This is a genomic window from Catenuloplanes atrovinosus (assembly GCF_031458235.1).
GTDB lineage: Bacteria > Actinomycetota > Actinomycetes > Mycobacteriales > Micromonosporaceae > Catenuloplanes > Catenuloplanes atrovinosus.
In genome coordinates this window covers 5,287,032-5,301,009 of sequence record NZ_JAVDYB010000001.1, presented here as the reverse complement: position 1 = coordinate 5,301,009, position 13,978 = coordinate 5,287,032, and the positions used below count along the sequence as shown (strand labels likewise).

16 protein-coding genes are annotated in these 13,978 nt (G+C 71.7%); 12 read left to right on the top strand and 4 right to left on the bottom strand.

Annotated features, from left to right (window positions below):
• Positions 1-59: 59 nt before the first annotated feature.
• The 6 genes from fabG (at position 60) to J2S41_RS23465 (ending at position 4,501) form a co-directional block, all read left to right on the top strand.
• Positions 60-767, top strand: a complete 708-nt coding sequence (gene fabG / locus J2S41_RS23490; RefSeq protein WP_310370539.1) for a 3-oxoacyl-[acyl-carrier-protein] reductase — start codon at positions 60-62, stop codon at positions 765-767.
• Between the two features lie 29 nt (positions 768-796).
• The gene (fabI, locus tag J2S41_RS23485; RefSeq protein ID WP_310370537.1) at positions 797-1,564 is read left to right on the top strand and encodes an enoyl-ACP reductase FabI; all 768 of its coding nucleotides are present in this window, start codon (positions 797-799) and stop codon (positions 1,562-1,564) included.
• Positions 1,565-1,684: 120 nt separating this feature from the next.
• A complete protein-coding gene (locus tag J2S41_RS23480) occupies positions 1,685-2,767 on the top strand; it encodes a ferrochelatase (RefSeq protein WP_310370535.1) in 1,083 nt (360 codons plus the stop codon).
• A 35-nt stretch (positions 2,768-2,802) separates the two neighbouring features.
• The gene (locus tag J2S41_RS23475) at positions 2,803-3,585 is read left to right on the top strand and encodes an HAD-IIA family hydrolase (protein WP_310370533.1); all 783 of its coding nucleotides are present in this window, start codon (positions 2,803-2,805) and stop codon (positions 3,583-3,585) included.
• Between the two features lie 52 nt (positions 3,586-3,637).
• On the top strand, positions 3,638-4,027 hold the full coding sequence (locus J2S41_RS23470) for an Asp23/Gls24 family envelope stress response protein (RefSeq protein ID WP_310370531.1): 390 nt from the start codon (positions 3,638-3,640) through the stop codon (positions 4,025-4,027).
• Between the two features lie 9 nt (positions 4,028-4,036).
• Positions 4,037-4,501 (top strand): Lrp/AsnC family transcriptional regulator, encoded by a 465-nt coding sequence (locus tag J2S41_RS23465; protein WP_310370528.1) that lies wholly within the window; start codon positions 4,037-4,039, stop codon positions 4,499-4,501.
• Positions 4,502-4,732: 231 nt separating this feature from the next.
• Here J2S41_RS23465 and J2S41_RS23460 read toward each other — a convergent pair whose 3' ends face one another.
• Positions 4,733-5,533, bottom strand: a complete 801-nt coding sequence (locus J2S41_RS23460; RefSeq protein ID WP_310370526.1) for an Rv1486c family protein — start codon at positions 5,531-5,533, stop codon at positions 4,733-4,735.
• A 116-nt stretch (positions 5,534-5,649) separates the two neighbouring features.
• Here J2S41_RS23460 and J2S41_RS23455 point away from each other — a divergent pair, with 116 nt between their 5' ends.
• Positions 5,650-6,465, top strand: a complete 816-nt coding sequence (locus J2S41_RS23455) for a DUF3097 domain-containing protein (RefSeq protein WP_310370524.1) — start codon at positions 5,650-5,652, stop codon at positions 6,463-6,465.
• Here J2S41_RS23455 and J2S41_RS23450 read toward each other — a convergent pair.
• Positions 6,437-7,765, bottom strand: a complete 1,329-nt coding sequence (locus J2S41_RS23450) for a serine hydrolase domain-containing protein (RefSeq protein ID WP_310376474.1) — start codon at positions 7,763-7,765, stop codon at positions 6,437-6,439. The two genes, J2S41_RS23455 and J2S41_RS23450, sit on opposite strands and share 29 nt — an antisense overlap.
• A gap of 202 nt (positions 7,766-7,967) precedes the next feature.
• On the opposite strand from J2S41_RS23450, the gene J2S41_RS23445 reads away from it, so the two are divergent.
• The 5 genes from J2S41_RS23445 to J2S41_RS23425 are packed head-to-tail and all read left to right on the top strand — an operon-like array spanning position 7,968 to position 11,968.
• Entirely contained in the window at positions 7,968-8,441 is a 474-nt protein-coding gene (locus J2S41_RS23445) for an NfeD family protein (protein ID WP_310370522.1), read from the top strand.
• Complete coding sequence (locus tag J2S41_RS23440) at positions 8,442-9,557, top strand: SPFH domain-containing protein (protein WP_310370521.1); 1,116 nt, start codon at positions 8,442-8,444, stop codon at positions 9,555-9,557. It begins immediately after the preceding gene.
• Between the two features lie 5 nt (positions 9,558-9,562).
• Entirely contained in the window at positions 9,563-10,411 is an 849-nt protein-coding gene (locus tag J2S41_RS23435) for a hypothetical protein (protein WP_310370519.1), read from the top strand.
• 58 nt (positions 10,412-10,469) lie between these two features.
• Positions 10,470-11,681 (top strand): extracellular solute-binding protein, encoded by a 1,212-nt coding sequence (locus J2S41_RS23430; RefSeq protein ID WP_310370516.1) that lies wholly within the window; start codon positions 10,470-10,472, stop codon positions 11,679-11,681.
• Positions 11,678-11,968 carry a hypothetical protein gene (locus tag J2S41_RS23425; RefSeq protein ID WP_310370515.1) on the top strand — a complete coding sequence of 97 codons (291 nt, stop codon included), beginning with the start codon at positions 11,678-11,680 and terminating at the stop codon, positions 11,966-11,968. Before J2S41_RS23430 ends, J2S41_RS23425 begins: the two co-directional genes overlap by 4 nt.
• Before the next feature lie 136 nt (positions 11,969-12,104).
• On the opposite strand, the gene J2S41_RS23420 is transcribed toward J2S41_RS23425, so the two are convergent.
• The gene (locus tag J2S41_RS23420; protein WP_310370513.1) at positions 12,105-12,641 is read right to left on the bottom strand and encodes a hypothetical protein; all 537 of its coding nucleotides are present in this window, start codon (positions 12,639-12,641) and stop codon (positions 12,105-12,107) included.
• Positions 12,642-12,930: 289 nt separating this feature from the next.
• The gene (locus tag J2S41_RS23415; RefSeq protein ID WP_310376472.1) at positions 12,931-13,671 is read right to left on the bottom strand and encodes an LPXTG cell wall anchor domain-containing protein; all 741 of its coding nucleotides are present in this window, start codon (positions 13,669-13,671) and stop codon (positions 12,931-12,933) included.
• Positions 13,672-13,978: the final 307 nt, after the last annotated feature.

The following is a 13,978-nucleotide window of genomic DNA, read 5'->3' as shown; positions in this document are numbered from 1 at the left end:
TAGCGCCTAGGCTCACCCCCGACCGCCTGCCAGCCGGCAGGCCGACAGAGGGAGTGACCGTGGCGCGCACGGTGCTGGTGACCGGAGGCAACCGCGGGATCGGCCTGGCCATCGCTCAGGCCTTCGCCAAGCAGGGCGACCGGGTCGCGATCACCCACCGGGGGACCGGTGCCCCGGACGGCGACCTGTTCGGCGTCCAGTGCGACATGACGGACCCGGCCTCGATCGACGCCGCGTTCACCGAGGTCGAGGAGAAGCTCGGCCCGGTCGAGGTGCTGGTGGCGAACGCGGGCATGACCGCGGACACGCTGCTGCTGCGGATGACGGACGAGCAGTTCACCGACGTGGTCGAGACGAACCTGACCGGCGCGTTCCGGGTGGCGAAGCGCGCCACGCCGAAGATGGTCCGCGCCCGCTGGGGTCGCATGATCTTCATTTCCTCGGTGGTCGGGCTGTCCGGCAACCCGGGCCAGGTCAACTACGCGGCCAGCAAGGCGGGCCTGGTCGGCGTCGCCCGCTCGATCGCCCGCGAGCTCGCCTCCCGCAACATCACGGCGAACGTGGTGGCGCCCGGCTTCATCGACACCGCGATGACGGACGTGCTCTCCGACGAGCGCAAGGCGGAGATCCGCAAGCAGATCCCGCTCGGCCGGATGGCGACGCCGGAGGAGGTCGCGTCCGTGGTGACCTGGCTCGCCGGCGACGGCGCGGTCTACGTCACCGGCGCGGTCATCCCGGTCGACGGCGGCATGGGCATGGGTCACTGAGAGTTACTCACCTAGAGGGATAAAGAACAGTGTCTGGATTGCTTGAGGGCAAGCGCCTGCTGATCACCGGCGTGCTCACCGATCAGTCGATCGCGTTCTCCACGGCGAAGCTCGCGCAGGAGGCCGGCGCCGAGGTCGTGCTCACCGGCTTCGGCCGGCTCTCGCTGGTGGAGCGCACCGCGAAGCGCCTGCCCAAGCCGGTGCCGGTCATCGAGCTGGACGTGTCGAACTCCGAGCACCTGGCCGGGCTGGCGGACAAGGTCCGCGAGCACGTCGACGGCCTGGACGGCGTGGTGCACTCGATCGGCTTCGCGCCGCAGAGCTGCCTCGGCGGCGGGTTCATGGACGCGCCGTGGGAGGACGTGGCCACGGCCGTGCAGGTCTCCACGTACTCGTACCCGGCGCTCGCCAAGGCCTGCCAGCCGCTGATGGGCCCGGGCTCCGGCATCGTCGGGCTGACCTTCGACGCGACCGTGGCCTGGCCGGTCTACGACTGGATGGGCGTCGCGAAGGCGGGCCTGGAGTCGGCGAACCGCTACCTGGCGCTGCACCTCGGCAAGGAGGGCATCCGCAGCAACCTGGTCTCGGCCGGCCCGCTGCGCACGATGGCGGCCAAGTCGATCCCGGGCTTCGATCAGTTCGAGGACGAGTGGACCAAGCGGGCCCCGATCAAGTGGGACCTCTACGACACGGAGCCGGCCGCGAAGGCGATCCTGGCGCTGCTCTCCGACTGGTTCCCGGCCACCACCGGTGAGATCGTGCACGTCGACGGCGGCTACCACGCCATCGGGGCCTGAGACCCCACACCGCGTCAGCGGGTACGGGTACCCGTACCCGCTGATGATTTGGTGTTGTGTTGGTCGCGTTTCCAGGGGGCTGACGCCTCGCGGTCCGCGTGGAGCGGGCAGACTGGGGCCGTGGGTTACGACGCGTTGCTGGTGATGTCGTTCGGCGGGCCCGAGGGCCCCGATGATGTGATGCCGTTCCTGGAGAACGTGGTGCGCGGCCGTGGGGTGCCGCGTGAGCGGCTGCTCGAGGTCGCCGAGCACTATCTGCACTTCGGCGGCGTCTCCCCGATCAATCAGCAGTGCCGCGACCTGATCGCCGCGATCAAGGCGGACTTCGCGGCGAACGGGGTGGACCTGCCGGTCTACTGGGGCAACCGGAACTGGCATCCGATGATGGCGGACACGCTCGCCCGGATGAAGGCGGACGGCATCCGCACCGCGCTCGGCTTCGCGACCAGCGCGTACGGCGGTTACTCGTCCTGCCGGCAGTACTGGGAGGACATCTCCAAGGCGCAGGCCGTGGTGGGCGACGGCGCGCCGCAGGTGCACAAGCTGCGCCAGTTCTGGGACCACCCCGGCTTCGTCGAGCCGCACGCGGACGCGCTGCGCGACGCGCTCGGCCGGCTCGACCCGGCGCGCCGCGACTCCACCCGGATCGTCTTCACCGCGCACTCCATCCCGAACTCGATGGCCGCCACCGCGGGCCCGACCGGCGGACGGTACGAGGCGCAGCTCCAGGAGACCGCCGCGCTGGTCGCCGCCGCGGCCGGCACGGACGTGCCGTGGGACCTGGTGTGGCAGAGCCGGTCCGGCCCGCCGCAGGTGCCGTGGCTGGAGCCGGACATCAACGACCACCTCACCGCGCTCGCCGAGAAGGGCGTGACGGACGTGGCGGTCAGCCCGATCGGGTTCGTCTCCGACCACCTCGAGGTGATCTGGGACCTGGACAACGAGGCCAGCGACACCGCCGCCGAGCTGGGGCTGGGCTACGCGCGCGCCGGCACGCCCGGGCACGATCCGCGCTACGTCACGATGGTCCGCGAGCTGGTGACCGAGCGACTGTCCGAGCCGCCGTCCGACGGCCCGCGCGCGCCGTTCACCGCGCCGGAGCCGGTCTGCGCGTCGGCGCCGGGGCGGCGGCTGGGCAGCATTCCGGTCTGGGACTACTGTGCGGTGGACTGCTGCAAGCCGCCGGCGCGTCCGGCTCGATGAGCTTCCGTGGTGTGATCTTCCCGAGGGAGAGGCAGATGGGCGCGGAGCGCAAGCCCGTGGAGAGCTGGCTGACCGACATGGACGGTGTGCTGGTGCACGAGGGGTTGCCCGTGCCCGGCGCGCCCGAGTTCATCAACCGGCTCCGGTCGTCCGGCAAGCCGTTCCTGATCCTGACCAACAACTCCATCTACACGCCCCGCGACCTGCACGCCCGGCTGTCCCGGATGGGCTTCGAGGTGCCGGAGAGCGCGATCTGGACGGCCGCGCTGGCCACCGCGCAGTTCCTGTCCGACCAGCGTCCCGGCGGTACGGCGTACGTGATCGGCGAGGCCGGGCTGACCACGGCCATGCACGCGGTCGGCTACATCCTGTCCGACTACGACCCGGACTACGTGGTGCTCGGCGAGACCCGGACGTACAGCTTCGAGGCCATCACCAAGGCGGTGCGCCTGATCAACGACGGCGCCAAGTTCATCTGCACGAACCCGGACCCGACCGGCCCGTCCGTGGAGGGCGCGCTGCCCGCCGCCGGCTCGGTCGCCGCGATGATCTCGAAGGCGACCGGTGTGGACCCGTACTTCGTGGGCAAGCCGAACCCGATGATGATGCGCTCCGCGCTGAACACCATCGAGGCGCACTCGGAGACCACCGCGATGATCGGCGACCGGATGGACACCGACGTGCTGTGCGGCCTGGAGGCGGGCCTGCACACCATCCTGGTCCTCTCCGGGATCTCGGACGAGGCGGAGGCGGACCGCTATCCGTACCGTCCGTCGCGAGTGGTCAACTCCGTCGCCGACCTGATCGACGAGATCTGACCGGTCCTTGTAGGCTGCCCCGGGACTTTTCGGACCAGGGGAGATACACACAATGACCGACGTTGCGGACAACGGGGCCACGCGGGGCACGACCAGCGTGGACGACGAGGTCGTCGAGAAGATCGCGGCCGCGGCCGCCCGCGCCGTGCCCGGCGTGACCGACCTCGGCGGCGACGTGGCACGCTTCTTCAACACCGTCTTCGACCGGGTCGGCCTGGACAAGGTCGGCGACGCCACCCGCGGCGTCAACGCGAAGATCACCGGCACCGCCGCCGAGATCAACGTGGTGCTCGTGATCGAGGCCGGCTCCGTCGTCGCCGACGTCACCGAGGCCGTCCGGGTCGCCGTCATCGAGGCGGTCGAGAAGTACGGCCTCACCGTCTCCGCCGTCAACGTCAAGGTCGACGACATCGAGGTGGACGGCACCGCCACCTCGGTATAGTCCTATTTTGTGCCGAATTTCGATACGGTGAACCGGCGCCTGCTCGCGGAACTCCAGCGCAACGCCCGCCAGACCAACCGCGAGCTGGCCCGGATCATCGGTACGGCGGAGTCCACCTGCCTGGAACGCGTCCGCCTGCTGCACGCCGACGGCATCATCACCGGCCACCACACCGAGGTCGACCTGCCCGCCATCGGCCGCCCCGTGCAGGCCATCATCGGCGTCCGCCTGTCACCCAAGACCCGGGCCGCGGTGGACGAGTTCCGCTCCCTGGCCCTGTCCCTGCCGGAGACGCTGGCCGCCTTCCACACCGCCGGCGGGGACGATTTCCTGGTGCACGTGGCGGTGCCGGGGACGGGGGCGTTGGACTCGCTGGTGCTGGACCGTCTGGCCGCCCACCGGGCGGTGGCCGAACTGCGCACCACCCTCGTCTACGAACACCTGCGCCGCCGACCGGTGGAGCCGCTGCTGTAGCCGTCCCGACTCCCGCCGCCTGAGAGCGTGGCGGTCGAAGATCAGTCCTGTCGCGCGGTCCGGCTCCGGTCCCATGAGATTCCGGGCACGGCGCGCGCGCCTCGATCAGCGTCGCCACATCAGCGGGACAGTGCCGTCAGGGAACCGCCCGCAAGACCACCGCGGGACCGGTGCCCGCCCCGAGCATGCGGGAAGCGACCCCGGCGGAAGCGGAAAAGCGATCTCCGGCCGTCAAAGCCGCAACGGCGCGTTACAGGCCGCCACCAGCGCCCGCCGGCACGCCGTCGTCAGGGGCCGCAGCGCCGCATCGCGCTGCTGCGCCTCAAAGTTGTTGACCGCGCCGCCCGGCGCCGCCGTCTCCGCCAGGGCGAGGACCCGGTCCAGGACGGCCGCCCGCGCATACAGCCGGCGGGCCCGCGGGTCGAAACCGGCCGGCAGGTCGGTGCCCGCGTCCGGCTTGCGGATGGCGGCGAGCGCGCCCGCCAGCTCCGGCCGCCAGTGCGCGATGTCCAGGCGGGTCAGTGCCGTGGTGGACTCCGCGAGCGCGGCGGACAGGTCCGCCTCGGCCTCGGCGGCGGAGGGCTCGGTGAGGGAGGCGCGCAGCGCCGTGTCCGGGAGGGGGTGGAAGCGCCAGAGCACGGTGGAGAACGTGACGCCGGAGCCGGAGGTGTGCGTGCGGACCTCGGGGACGAGGCCGAAGCCGCGGGCCAGGACGCCCTCGCCGGCGGCGAGCGCGGCGTTGGTGAACTCGCCGGGGCCGGGGAGGCCGCGGGGGTCGCCGGGGACCGGGAGGACGAGGCGGATCTCGTCGGGGTGGAGCTTGGCGAAGGCGGGGAGCGCGGTGCCGAGCGGGACGTCGGACCAGGTGCCGGGGGCGTCGGCGGCCAGGTGCTCCTCGTCCGGCGCGAAGGTGGTGATCTCCTCGGCCAGGTCGTCGAACGGGACCAGGCCGGCACGCCAGGCGCGCACCCAGGCCGTGAACCGGGTCGACCGGCGCGCCACCAGCGTCGTGGCGCCTGCGGTGGGGGACATGCAGAAGAGGGTACGGCGTGGGTACGACGAATGTCGCCCGTCGCACTGTCGAGAACGTCACGTGACCACGGCGTGGGTGATGGTTCGGCAAACGTGAGCGGGTTACGGTCCTGACCATGTATGGGGACGACGTGCTGGCCGGGAACCGGCGCCGGCGGAAGACGATCCCGGTGGTGGACGCGGAGCCGGACCTGGTGGTCGAGGACGTGTCGTCCGGGTTCTGCGGCGCGGTGGTGGGGTTCGAGTACGGCGCGGTGGTGCTGGAGGACCGGCACGGCCGCCGTCGCAACTTCCCGCTGGAGCCGGCCGCGTTCCTGCTGGACGGCGAGACCGTGACGCTGCGGCGGCCGGGCCCGCGGCAGCCGGCCGCGGGCAGGACGCTCACCGCGTCCGGGTCGATCGCGGTGGCGAACGTGCCGGCGCGGGTGGCCAAGGCCAGCCGGATCTGGGTGGAGGGCGTGCACGACGCCACGCTGGTCGAGCGCGTCTGGGGCGATGACCTGCGCATCGAGGGCGTGGTGGTGGAGCCGCTGGACGGCATCGACGACCTGTCCGGCGCGGTCGCGGAGTTCCGGCCGTCGGCGGACCGGCGGCTCGGCGTGCTGGTCGACCACCTGGTGCCGGGTTCCAAGGAGAGCCGGATCGTGGCGTCGGTGACCTCGCCGTACGTGCTCGTCACCGGCCACCCGTACGTCGACGTCTGGCAGGCGGTGAAGCCGGAGCGGATCGGCATCCGCGCGTGGCCGGTGATCCCGCCGGGGCGGCCGTGGAAGGAGGGCGTCTGCGAGGCGCTCGGCGTCGCCACGCCGCAGGACATGTGGCGGCGCATCCTCACGTCGGTGTCCAGCTACCGCGACCTGGAGACCCCGCTGATCAACTCGATGGAGCGGCTGATCGACTTCGTCACGGTGCCGCGGGAGCAGCGCGGGTGAACACCGCGGTCGCGATGTCCAGTGCGGACACCGCGCCCGCGTCGTCCGCGATCGGCCGCAGGATCTCGCCCGCGTTGGACCCGGTCTGGCCGCGCCACCGGCCCTCCGGCTCGCGGCGGAAGTGCCAGGCGTCCCGGCCCGGCAGCGTCACGCACGTCATTCGCAGCTCCGCCGCCTCGCCGTGCCAGCTGACCTCGTACTCGCGGCCCATCCACCACCAGCGCCCGCACAGCGGCTCGGCGTCCGCGGGCGGCGGCGTGCCGGGGGCGCGCCACGGCCGGGGCAGCGGCGGTTCCAGGTCGAGCACCGCGGTGAGCGCGTCCGTGCTGACCGCGCGCAGGCCGCCGGGCGTGGGCATGGTGTACGCGTTGGCGAACGCGACCACGCCGGTGCGGGTGGGGCGGTGCACGGTGAGTTGCGCGGCGTACCCGGGCATGGATCCGCTGTGACCGGTGAAGACGCGCTCGCCGACGCGGTAGAGCTCCACGCCCAGGCCGTGCCCGTGCGTCCACGACTCGAGGTCGCTGATCGCGACCGGCGCGCACATCTCGGCCACGGTCTCGCGGGACAGCACGGTGGGGACCGGGTCGGCCAGGAACGCCGCCCATTTGGCCAGGTCGGTGACGGTGGACCAGAGCTGCCCGGCCGGTGCCATCGCGCCCGCGTCCGGCCGCGGCTCCTCGCTGAGCGTGTGGTGCCAGGGGTGCACGACGTACCCGCGGGCGAACGGCTCGACCGGGTGGTACGTGGTGCGCTTCATGCCGAGCGGGTCGATCACGCGCTTGGCCAGCAGCGACGGCCAGGTCTCGCCGGTCACCCGCTGGAGCACCGCGCCGAGTACGCCGTACGCCAGGTGGGAGTAGTGGTACGTCCGGTACGGCGGCCAGGCGATCTTCTCGAACGACAGCCCCTCGACGAGCCGGTCCACGTCGCCGCCGGTGGTGCGCTCCCACCAGTCGCCGTCCGGCTCCCGCTGCAGGCCGGCCACGTGCGCGAGCAACTGCCGCAGCGTGACGCCGCCGATGGAGGTGCCGGGCAGGTGCCGGTAGACCAGGTCGTCCAGCGAGAACGCGCCCTCGTCGCGCAGCTGGAGGACCATCGCCGCGGTCATCGTCTTGGTGATCGGGCCGATCCGGTACTGCGTCTTCGCGTCCGGGCGGGGCTGCTCGCCGGCGCCGGTGAAGCAGACCAGGGCCCGGTCCCGCACGACGCCGAGCACCAGTGACGGCACCCGGCCGGCTGACTGCGCCGACGTGACGATCTCGGTGACCCGCCTGCTGGTTTCCGGCAACAGCGACAAGAGACTCACTCCCGTACAGGGGAATCGTTCTTCGTTAAGGTTTTCGTCATACCGCGGTCCGGGGGAAGACCGGTACATTGCACGACAATCTAACGCATTTCCGGCGCCCGGGACGTTGCCGCGCGGGCCGTGCGGAGAATCGATGAATCAATCAAGATCCCGAGCATTCGCGGTACGTGCGCGGGCGTGACACGATCGATTCGTGGAGCCCATTCTGTGGATCGCGCTCGGCGCCGTTCTGGCCGTCGCCGAGATCTTCACGGCCACGCTGTTCCTCGTCATGTTCGCGGCCGGCGCGTTCGCCGCGGCCGGCGCCGCCGCGCTCGGATTCGGTGTGGCCGTGCAGCTCGCCGTGTTCGCCGGGGTCTCCGCCGCCACGATGGCCGCGTTCTGGCCGGTGATCCGCAAGCACCGGCTGACCGCCGAGTCCGGCGACGACCCGCACCACTTCAGCGCGCACAGCCTGGAGGGCGAGACCGCCACGGTGCTGGAGCGGGTCGACGGCGAGCACGGGCAGGTCAAGATCGGTGGCGAGCTGTGGAGCGCGCGGCCGTTCGACGACACCGAGTCGTACGAGGCCGGCGAGCGCGTTCGAGTGATCAAGGTTCGGGGAGCGACCGTCTACGTCTGGCGCGAGGGAATCGGGCCGGCCGCGCGGGCGGAGTTGGAGGAATAGATGGAAACAATCATCGGCGTGCTCGTCGGCGCCATCGCCCTCATCGTGGTGGTCACGCTCGCCTCGGCGCTGAAGATCGTGCCGCAGCAGCGCGAATACATCGTGGAGCGTCTCGGGAAATACCAGCGGACCCTGACGCCCGGACTCAATCTGCTGGTGCCGTTCATCGATCAGGTCCGGACCAAGGTGGACGTGCGTGAGCAGGTGGTCAGCTTCCCGCCGCAGGGAATGATCACGTCGGACAACCTGAGCGTCTCGATCGACACCGTGCTCTACTTCCGGGTGATCAATTCGGCGGACGCGACGTACCAGATCGCGAACTTCCTTCAGGCGATCGAGCAGCTCACCGTCACCACGCTGCGCAACGTGATCGGCTCGTTCGACCTGGAGCGCGCGCTGACCAGCCGCGAGGAGATCAACCGGCACCTCTCCGGCGTGCTGGACGAGGCGTCCGGCCGGTGGGGCATCAAGGTCACCCGCGTGGAGATCAAGGCGATCGAGCCGCCGGTCAGCATCCGCGACTCGATGGAGAAGCAGATGCGCGCGGAGCGGGACCGCCGCGCCGCGATCCTGAACGCGGAGGGTCACAAGCAGGCGCAGATTCTCACGGCCGAGGGCGAGAAGCAGGCCGCGGTACTCCGCGCCGACGGTGACCGGCAGGCCCGCATCCTCCAGGCCGAGGGCCAGGCCAAGGCGATCCGCACGGTCTTCGACGCCATCCACACCGCGAACCCGAGCCAGAAGGTGCTGGCCTACCAGTACCTTCAGGCGCTGCCGCAGATCGCGCAGGGCTCGGCCAACAAGGTGTGGGTGGTCCCGGCCGAGCTGACCAAGGCCCTGGAAGGGCTCAGCGGCGCGCTCGGCGGCCTGGCCGGCACCGCCGACGACGCGCCGGCCGCGACCAACGTCGCGACCGACGTGGAGGAGGAGGCGGCCCGCGCCGCCGAGGAGGCCGCCGCGGCCGCCCGCGAGGTCGCGGACGCCGCCAAGGCCGCCGAGGCCGAGGTCAGCGCGCCGGCCGACCCCGGCGCGCCGAAGGGCCTGCCCGCGTCCGCACCGGCACCCGCGTCCGCGGTGACCGGCCTGTACGAGCCGTCGCGGGTGGAGAAGGCTTAGCGCCCGTGCGGTGGAGAGCTGTCCTGATCGGTGTCGCGTCCCTCGTGGCGATCGCGTCCGCGTCCGTGGTGGTGGCCGCGGTCGTCACGAGGAGGCCGCCGGTGCCGCTCGGCGCGGACCTGGTGCAGTACCGCACCGACCAGGCGCTGCGCACCGTCAAGATCCAGCTCAGCAACCGCGGCGACGCGCCGGTCCAGGTGGTCCGCGCGGAGCTGTGGTCGCGGTCGTTCGCCGGCACCGGGCCGATCGACACGGACACGCTGGTGCGGACCGGCGACGTGCGCACGGACATCCGCGTCGGCTACGGCCACGGCGTCTGCACCGGGCCCGCGGCCACGCTGACCGCGGAGCCGGCCACGGCCGTGCTGGGCGTGCGGGACGGCGACGGCACGCGGGAGGTCGCGCTGCCACTGCCGTACCCCAGTGAGCTGTTAACCTCGCTCCTGCGCGCGGACTGCGAGCAGGCCGAGGTGGCCCGGGTCGCCACCGCCACGCTCGCCGGGCTGCGCGCCCGCCCGGACGGCGCGCTGGACGCGGTGGTCCGGCTGACCCGCACCGGCGGGACCGCGCCGGTCACGATGACGGAGGTCCGGGGCAGCGTGCTCTACACGCTGACGCCGGCCTCGTCCGCGCGCACGCTCGCGGCCACGCAGGGTGCGGTGGACCTCCCCGTCACGATCGACTCCAACCGGTGCGACCCGCACGCGGTCGGCGAGGTGAAGAAGCCGTACGAGTTCCCCGCCTGGCTCGCTGTCGGCGACGCTCCGCCCGTGTACACCCTGATCGACGTGCCCGCCGGCGCGCGGGCCACGCTGTTCGGCTTCGTCCGGGAACGGTGCGCGCTCCCCGGCTGACGTTGTGGCGATGGTCTATGCTCGAAGGTCGTTCACGCAGGTGGCGACGGGGGTGTCCATGGTGCAGCCGTACTCTCGCCGGTCCTTCCTCGTGGGCGTGCTGACCTGCGGATCGATCACCGCGTCCGCCACCTACCTGCTCTCCGCCCCCGGCCCACCCATCACGCTTCGCATCGGCAGCGGCTCCGACGACTCCGGCGGCCGCGAAACGCTGATCCGGCAGTGGAACGTGGCCCACCCGGAGGCGCAGGCGGCCATCGTGCCGTACGGGTCGTCCACCTCCGACCAGCGCGTCGAGCTGCAGAACGCGGCCCGCGACCACACCGTCGACATCGTCAACCTGGACGTGATCGACGTGCCCGCGTTCGCGGAGGAGGGCCTGATCGAGCCGATCGACGTCCCGCACAACCGGGCGTACCTCTCCAAGCCGCTGCAGACCTGCCAGTGGCAGGGCCGGGACTACGCCGTGCCGTTCAACTCCGACGTCGGCGTGCTGTTCCGGCGCGGACCGGGCGGGACCACCGAGCCGCGGCTCGCCGAATTCCTCACCGAGCGCAATCCCGGGACGCTGCTGATGCAGCTGAGCCCCGCGAACTCCGCCTCCTACGAGGCCTTCGTGGTCAACGTGCTGGAACTGGTCGCGACGCTCGACTCGGGCCTGCTCCGGGAGGAGGACGGGCTGCTCTCCCAGCTCCCGCCGGACGAGGCGCTGATCCGCTGGCGCACCGTGCTCAACACGATTCGCAACTCGCTGACCGCCGAGCGCCTGATCGCGGCCGACACCGAGGACTCCGCCACCGACCGGTTCAACGAGGGAGAGGCGGACTACCTGCGGAACTGGCCGACCGCGTGGCCCGCGCTGGAGGCGTACCGCCGCGACAAGGCGCCCGCCGACCAGCTGGACGTGCTGGCCCTGCCGCAGGGCATGCTCGGCGGGCAGAACCTCGCGCTGGTCGCCGGCGGCCCGCACCGGGACCAGGCCTGGCGCCTGATCGAGTTCCTGACCGGCCCGGAGTCGCAGAAGGTGCTGGCCATGCACGGCTTCGTGCCGACGCACCGCCGCGCCTACGACGACAACGTCGGCGTGGTCCGCGCCGTCCCGCACCTCGGCCTGCTGCGCGACCTGGTCGAGGGCGCGCGGCTGCGCCCGATCCACCCCGGCTACCGCGCGTTCGCCGACGTGATGGTGCGGCACGCGCTGCCGGCGCTCCGGGACGGCCGGCCGGTGGAACGCGAGTTCATCGACGCGATGCACCGGGAACTCTCGTGATCGCCGCGCACTGGATCGCGATCGGCGTCACCGCCGGCATCATCGCGGTCGAGACGTTCGTCTACTACCTGCTCCGCTGGCTCCGCGAGCGCCCACCGTCCGTCCGCCAGCTGCTCGCGGCCGGCGTCGGCCTGCTCTGCGTGGCCGGCATCGCGGTGATGGTGCTGATCCTCGGCCTCGACCAGACCGACACCATCATCGGCGTGGTCGGCGCGATCGTCCCGGTCTACCTCTTCTTCTCGGCCGCGCTGCTGCGCCGCCGCCCGGAAAAGAGCGAAAGCCAGTAATCCGCTTCATCGTCCCGTTCCCGGCGTGGTGCGGCCCGCATGCTCGGAGCGGGCACCGGTCCCGCGGTGCCCGCCCAACCCCGTGCGCCTCGCCGCACCCGATCCTGGTCGATGACGAGATCGTCCTGTAGACGCCCTAGCGGCGGACGCGGCTCCGCGGCGAGGTGGTTCCGCCGTAGAGATGCACGCGGTGGTCGGCGTGGTGGTCCGGGTCACCGCGGTCGAACCAGCCGGGCCCGGGCGGGCCGTTGCCGACGTGCACCAGCCAGTCCTCGTAGAACCAGCTCGGGTCGCAAGAGCATCGGGTGAACGTGAACCGGAAGTTGGCCCGGTAGCGGCCCACCTGTCCCGGCGCGAGGGCGAACAGGCGGGACTTGCCACGATCGCGGGGAAACGCCGCGCCGCCGGGTATCCGGTCGACGATCACGGTGGTGCCCGCGGTGGTGAACCACAGGCCCAGCTCAACGGCCTGCACGGCGCCGTCGCCGCGCACGTCGTCATGGCGCCGATATCCGGTGCCCTCGTCGTAGACCACGTCGTGAACCGCTACCTCGTGCCCCGGCGGCAGGACGGGCAGCGGCACCGCGGCACTCAGCCCCCGGCGGAGGTCGGCGTGTGGGGCGCCCCGCGCGGCGGCGCTCCATCGGACCCGTACCCGCTGAACCGTGATCACGACTCAACGATGGCTCACGGCCGTCCGGCTCGCCAGCCGTTATACGGATCCGCCGCCGGCCGGGAGCGTCATCTCGTCGCGGAGCCGGGACTCGATCGAGGCGCCAGCCGAGGGCGAAGCGGGCGAAGTCCTCTCTCCAGGCCGGGGCCGCCGTCCGCCGGTCCCGGTCGGGTAGCCGCCCCCGTCCGCGACCAGTCGGCCTCCGGCATGCGTGCTCCCTGGTCGCCCCGGGGTCACGGTGCCGATTCCGCCCGGCTGGACGAGGGGGCCAGCCGGGCGGGTGGAGCGGCTATGCCACGAAACGGGAACGGCGCCGGCGTCCGATCAGGTAGGCGACGCCGCCGAGGAGCAGGATCGCCGCGCCGATCGCGGCCACGGTTCCGGTGTCGGCACCGGTCACCGGCAGCCCGCCGCCACCCTCGCCGCCGGCGACCGGGCTGGCGGAGGACGTCGCGGTCGGTGCGGCGGTCGCCGTGCCGCCCGGCGTGGCGCCGGGGGTGGCGCTGGGCGTGCCGGTCGGTGTGGCGGTCGGCGTCGGGGTCGGCTGCGACGCGCAGTCCAGCGCACGCGCCGCGTACAGGCCCTCGTTCAGGTACGCCAGGTAGCCGTCGACGGTGCCCTTGTTGAGCACGTCCTGCCCGGCGGCCTTCACGTTGGTGCCGGCGCCCGTCAACGACCGGCCCACCGAGATCCGCAGATCCGTCGTCCAGGCCTGCCGCAGCTCCGTCTTGAGGAACTGCCGCAGGCTTTCCGGCGTGCCGTCGAGCCGCTCCTGCAGGACGCGGGACACGACGGGCAGGGACTCGGTCTTCGCCTCGGCCAGGATCTGGTTGGCCAGCACCCGGACGTCCACATCGGTGGCGGCATCCAGATCAATGGTGACGATCTGGCGGAAATCCTTGTACACCACGCGCTCGACCGTCTGGCAGGCCGCGTCGAGCCCCGGCTGCGCGGCGTGAGCCGTCGCCGGCGCCGCCGGAATCATGAAGGCCAGCGCCACCAGGACACCGGCCGAAACCTTCCATCGCATATGGATCTTCCTCCCCGTTGCAAGCAAAAACGTGGAGATATTACCGTTGGCCGTCGCGAAATCAAGAACGGCATCGATGTCGCCTAGGCGACGGATCATCACGCCATTCACCGCATTTCGGTGACGCGATCTGTCCGTTTGGTTGGTGGTTTTCGGATTGGTCGACTCGGCGGCGTCACTCCGTGATGTCTTCGCCGCAACCCTCGGTGATCTTGAGATAAGTCTCTCGACAGTGGACCGTCACGCGAGCCGGCCGCAGCGGGGTGTGGGCCGGTCACCCGCGGAAGCGGAAGGGAGGAGCGCCAGC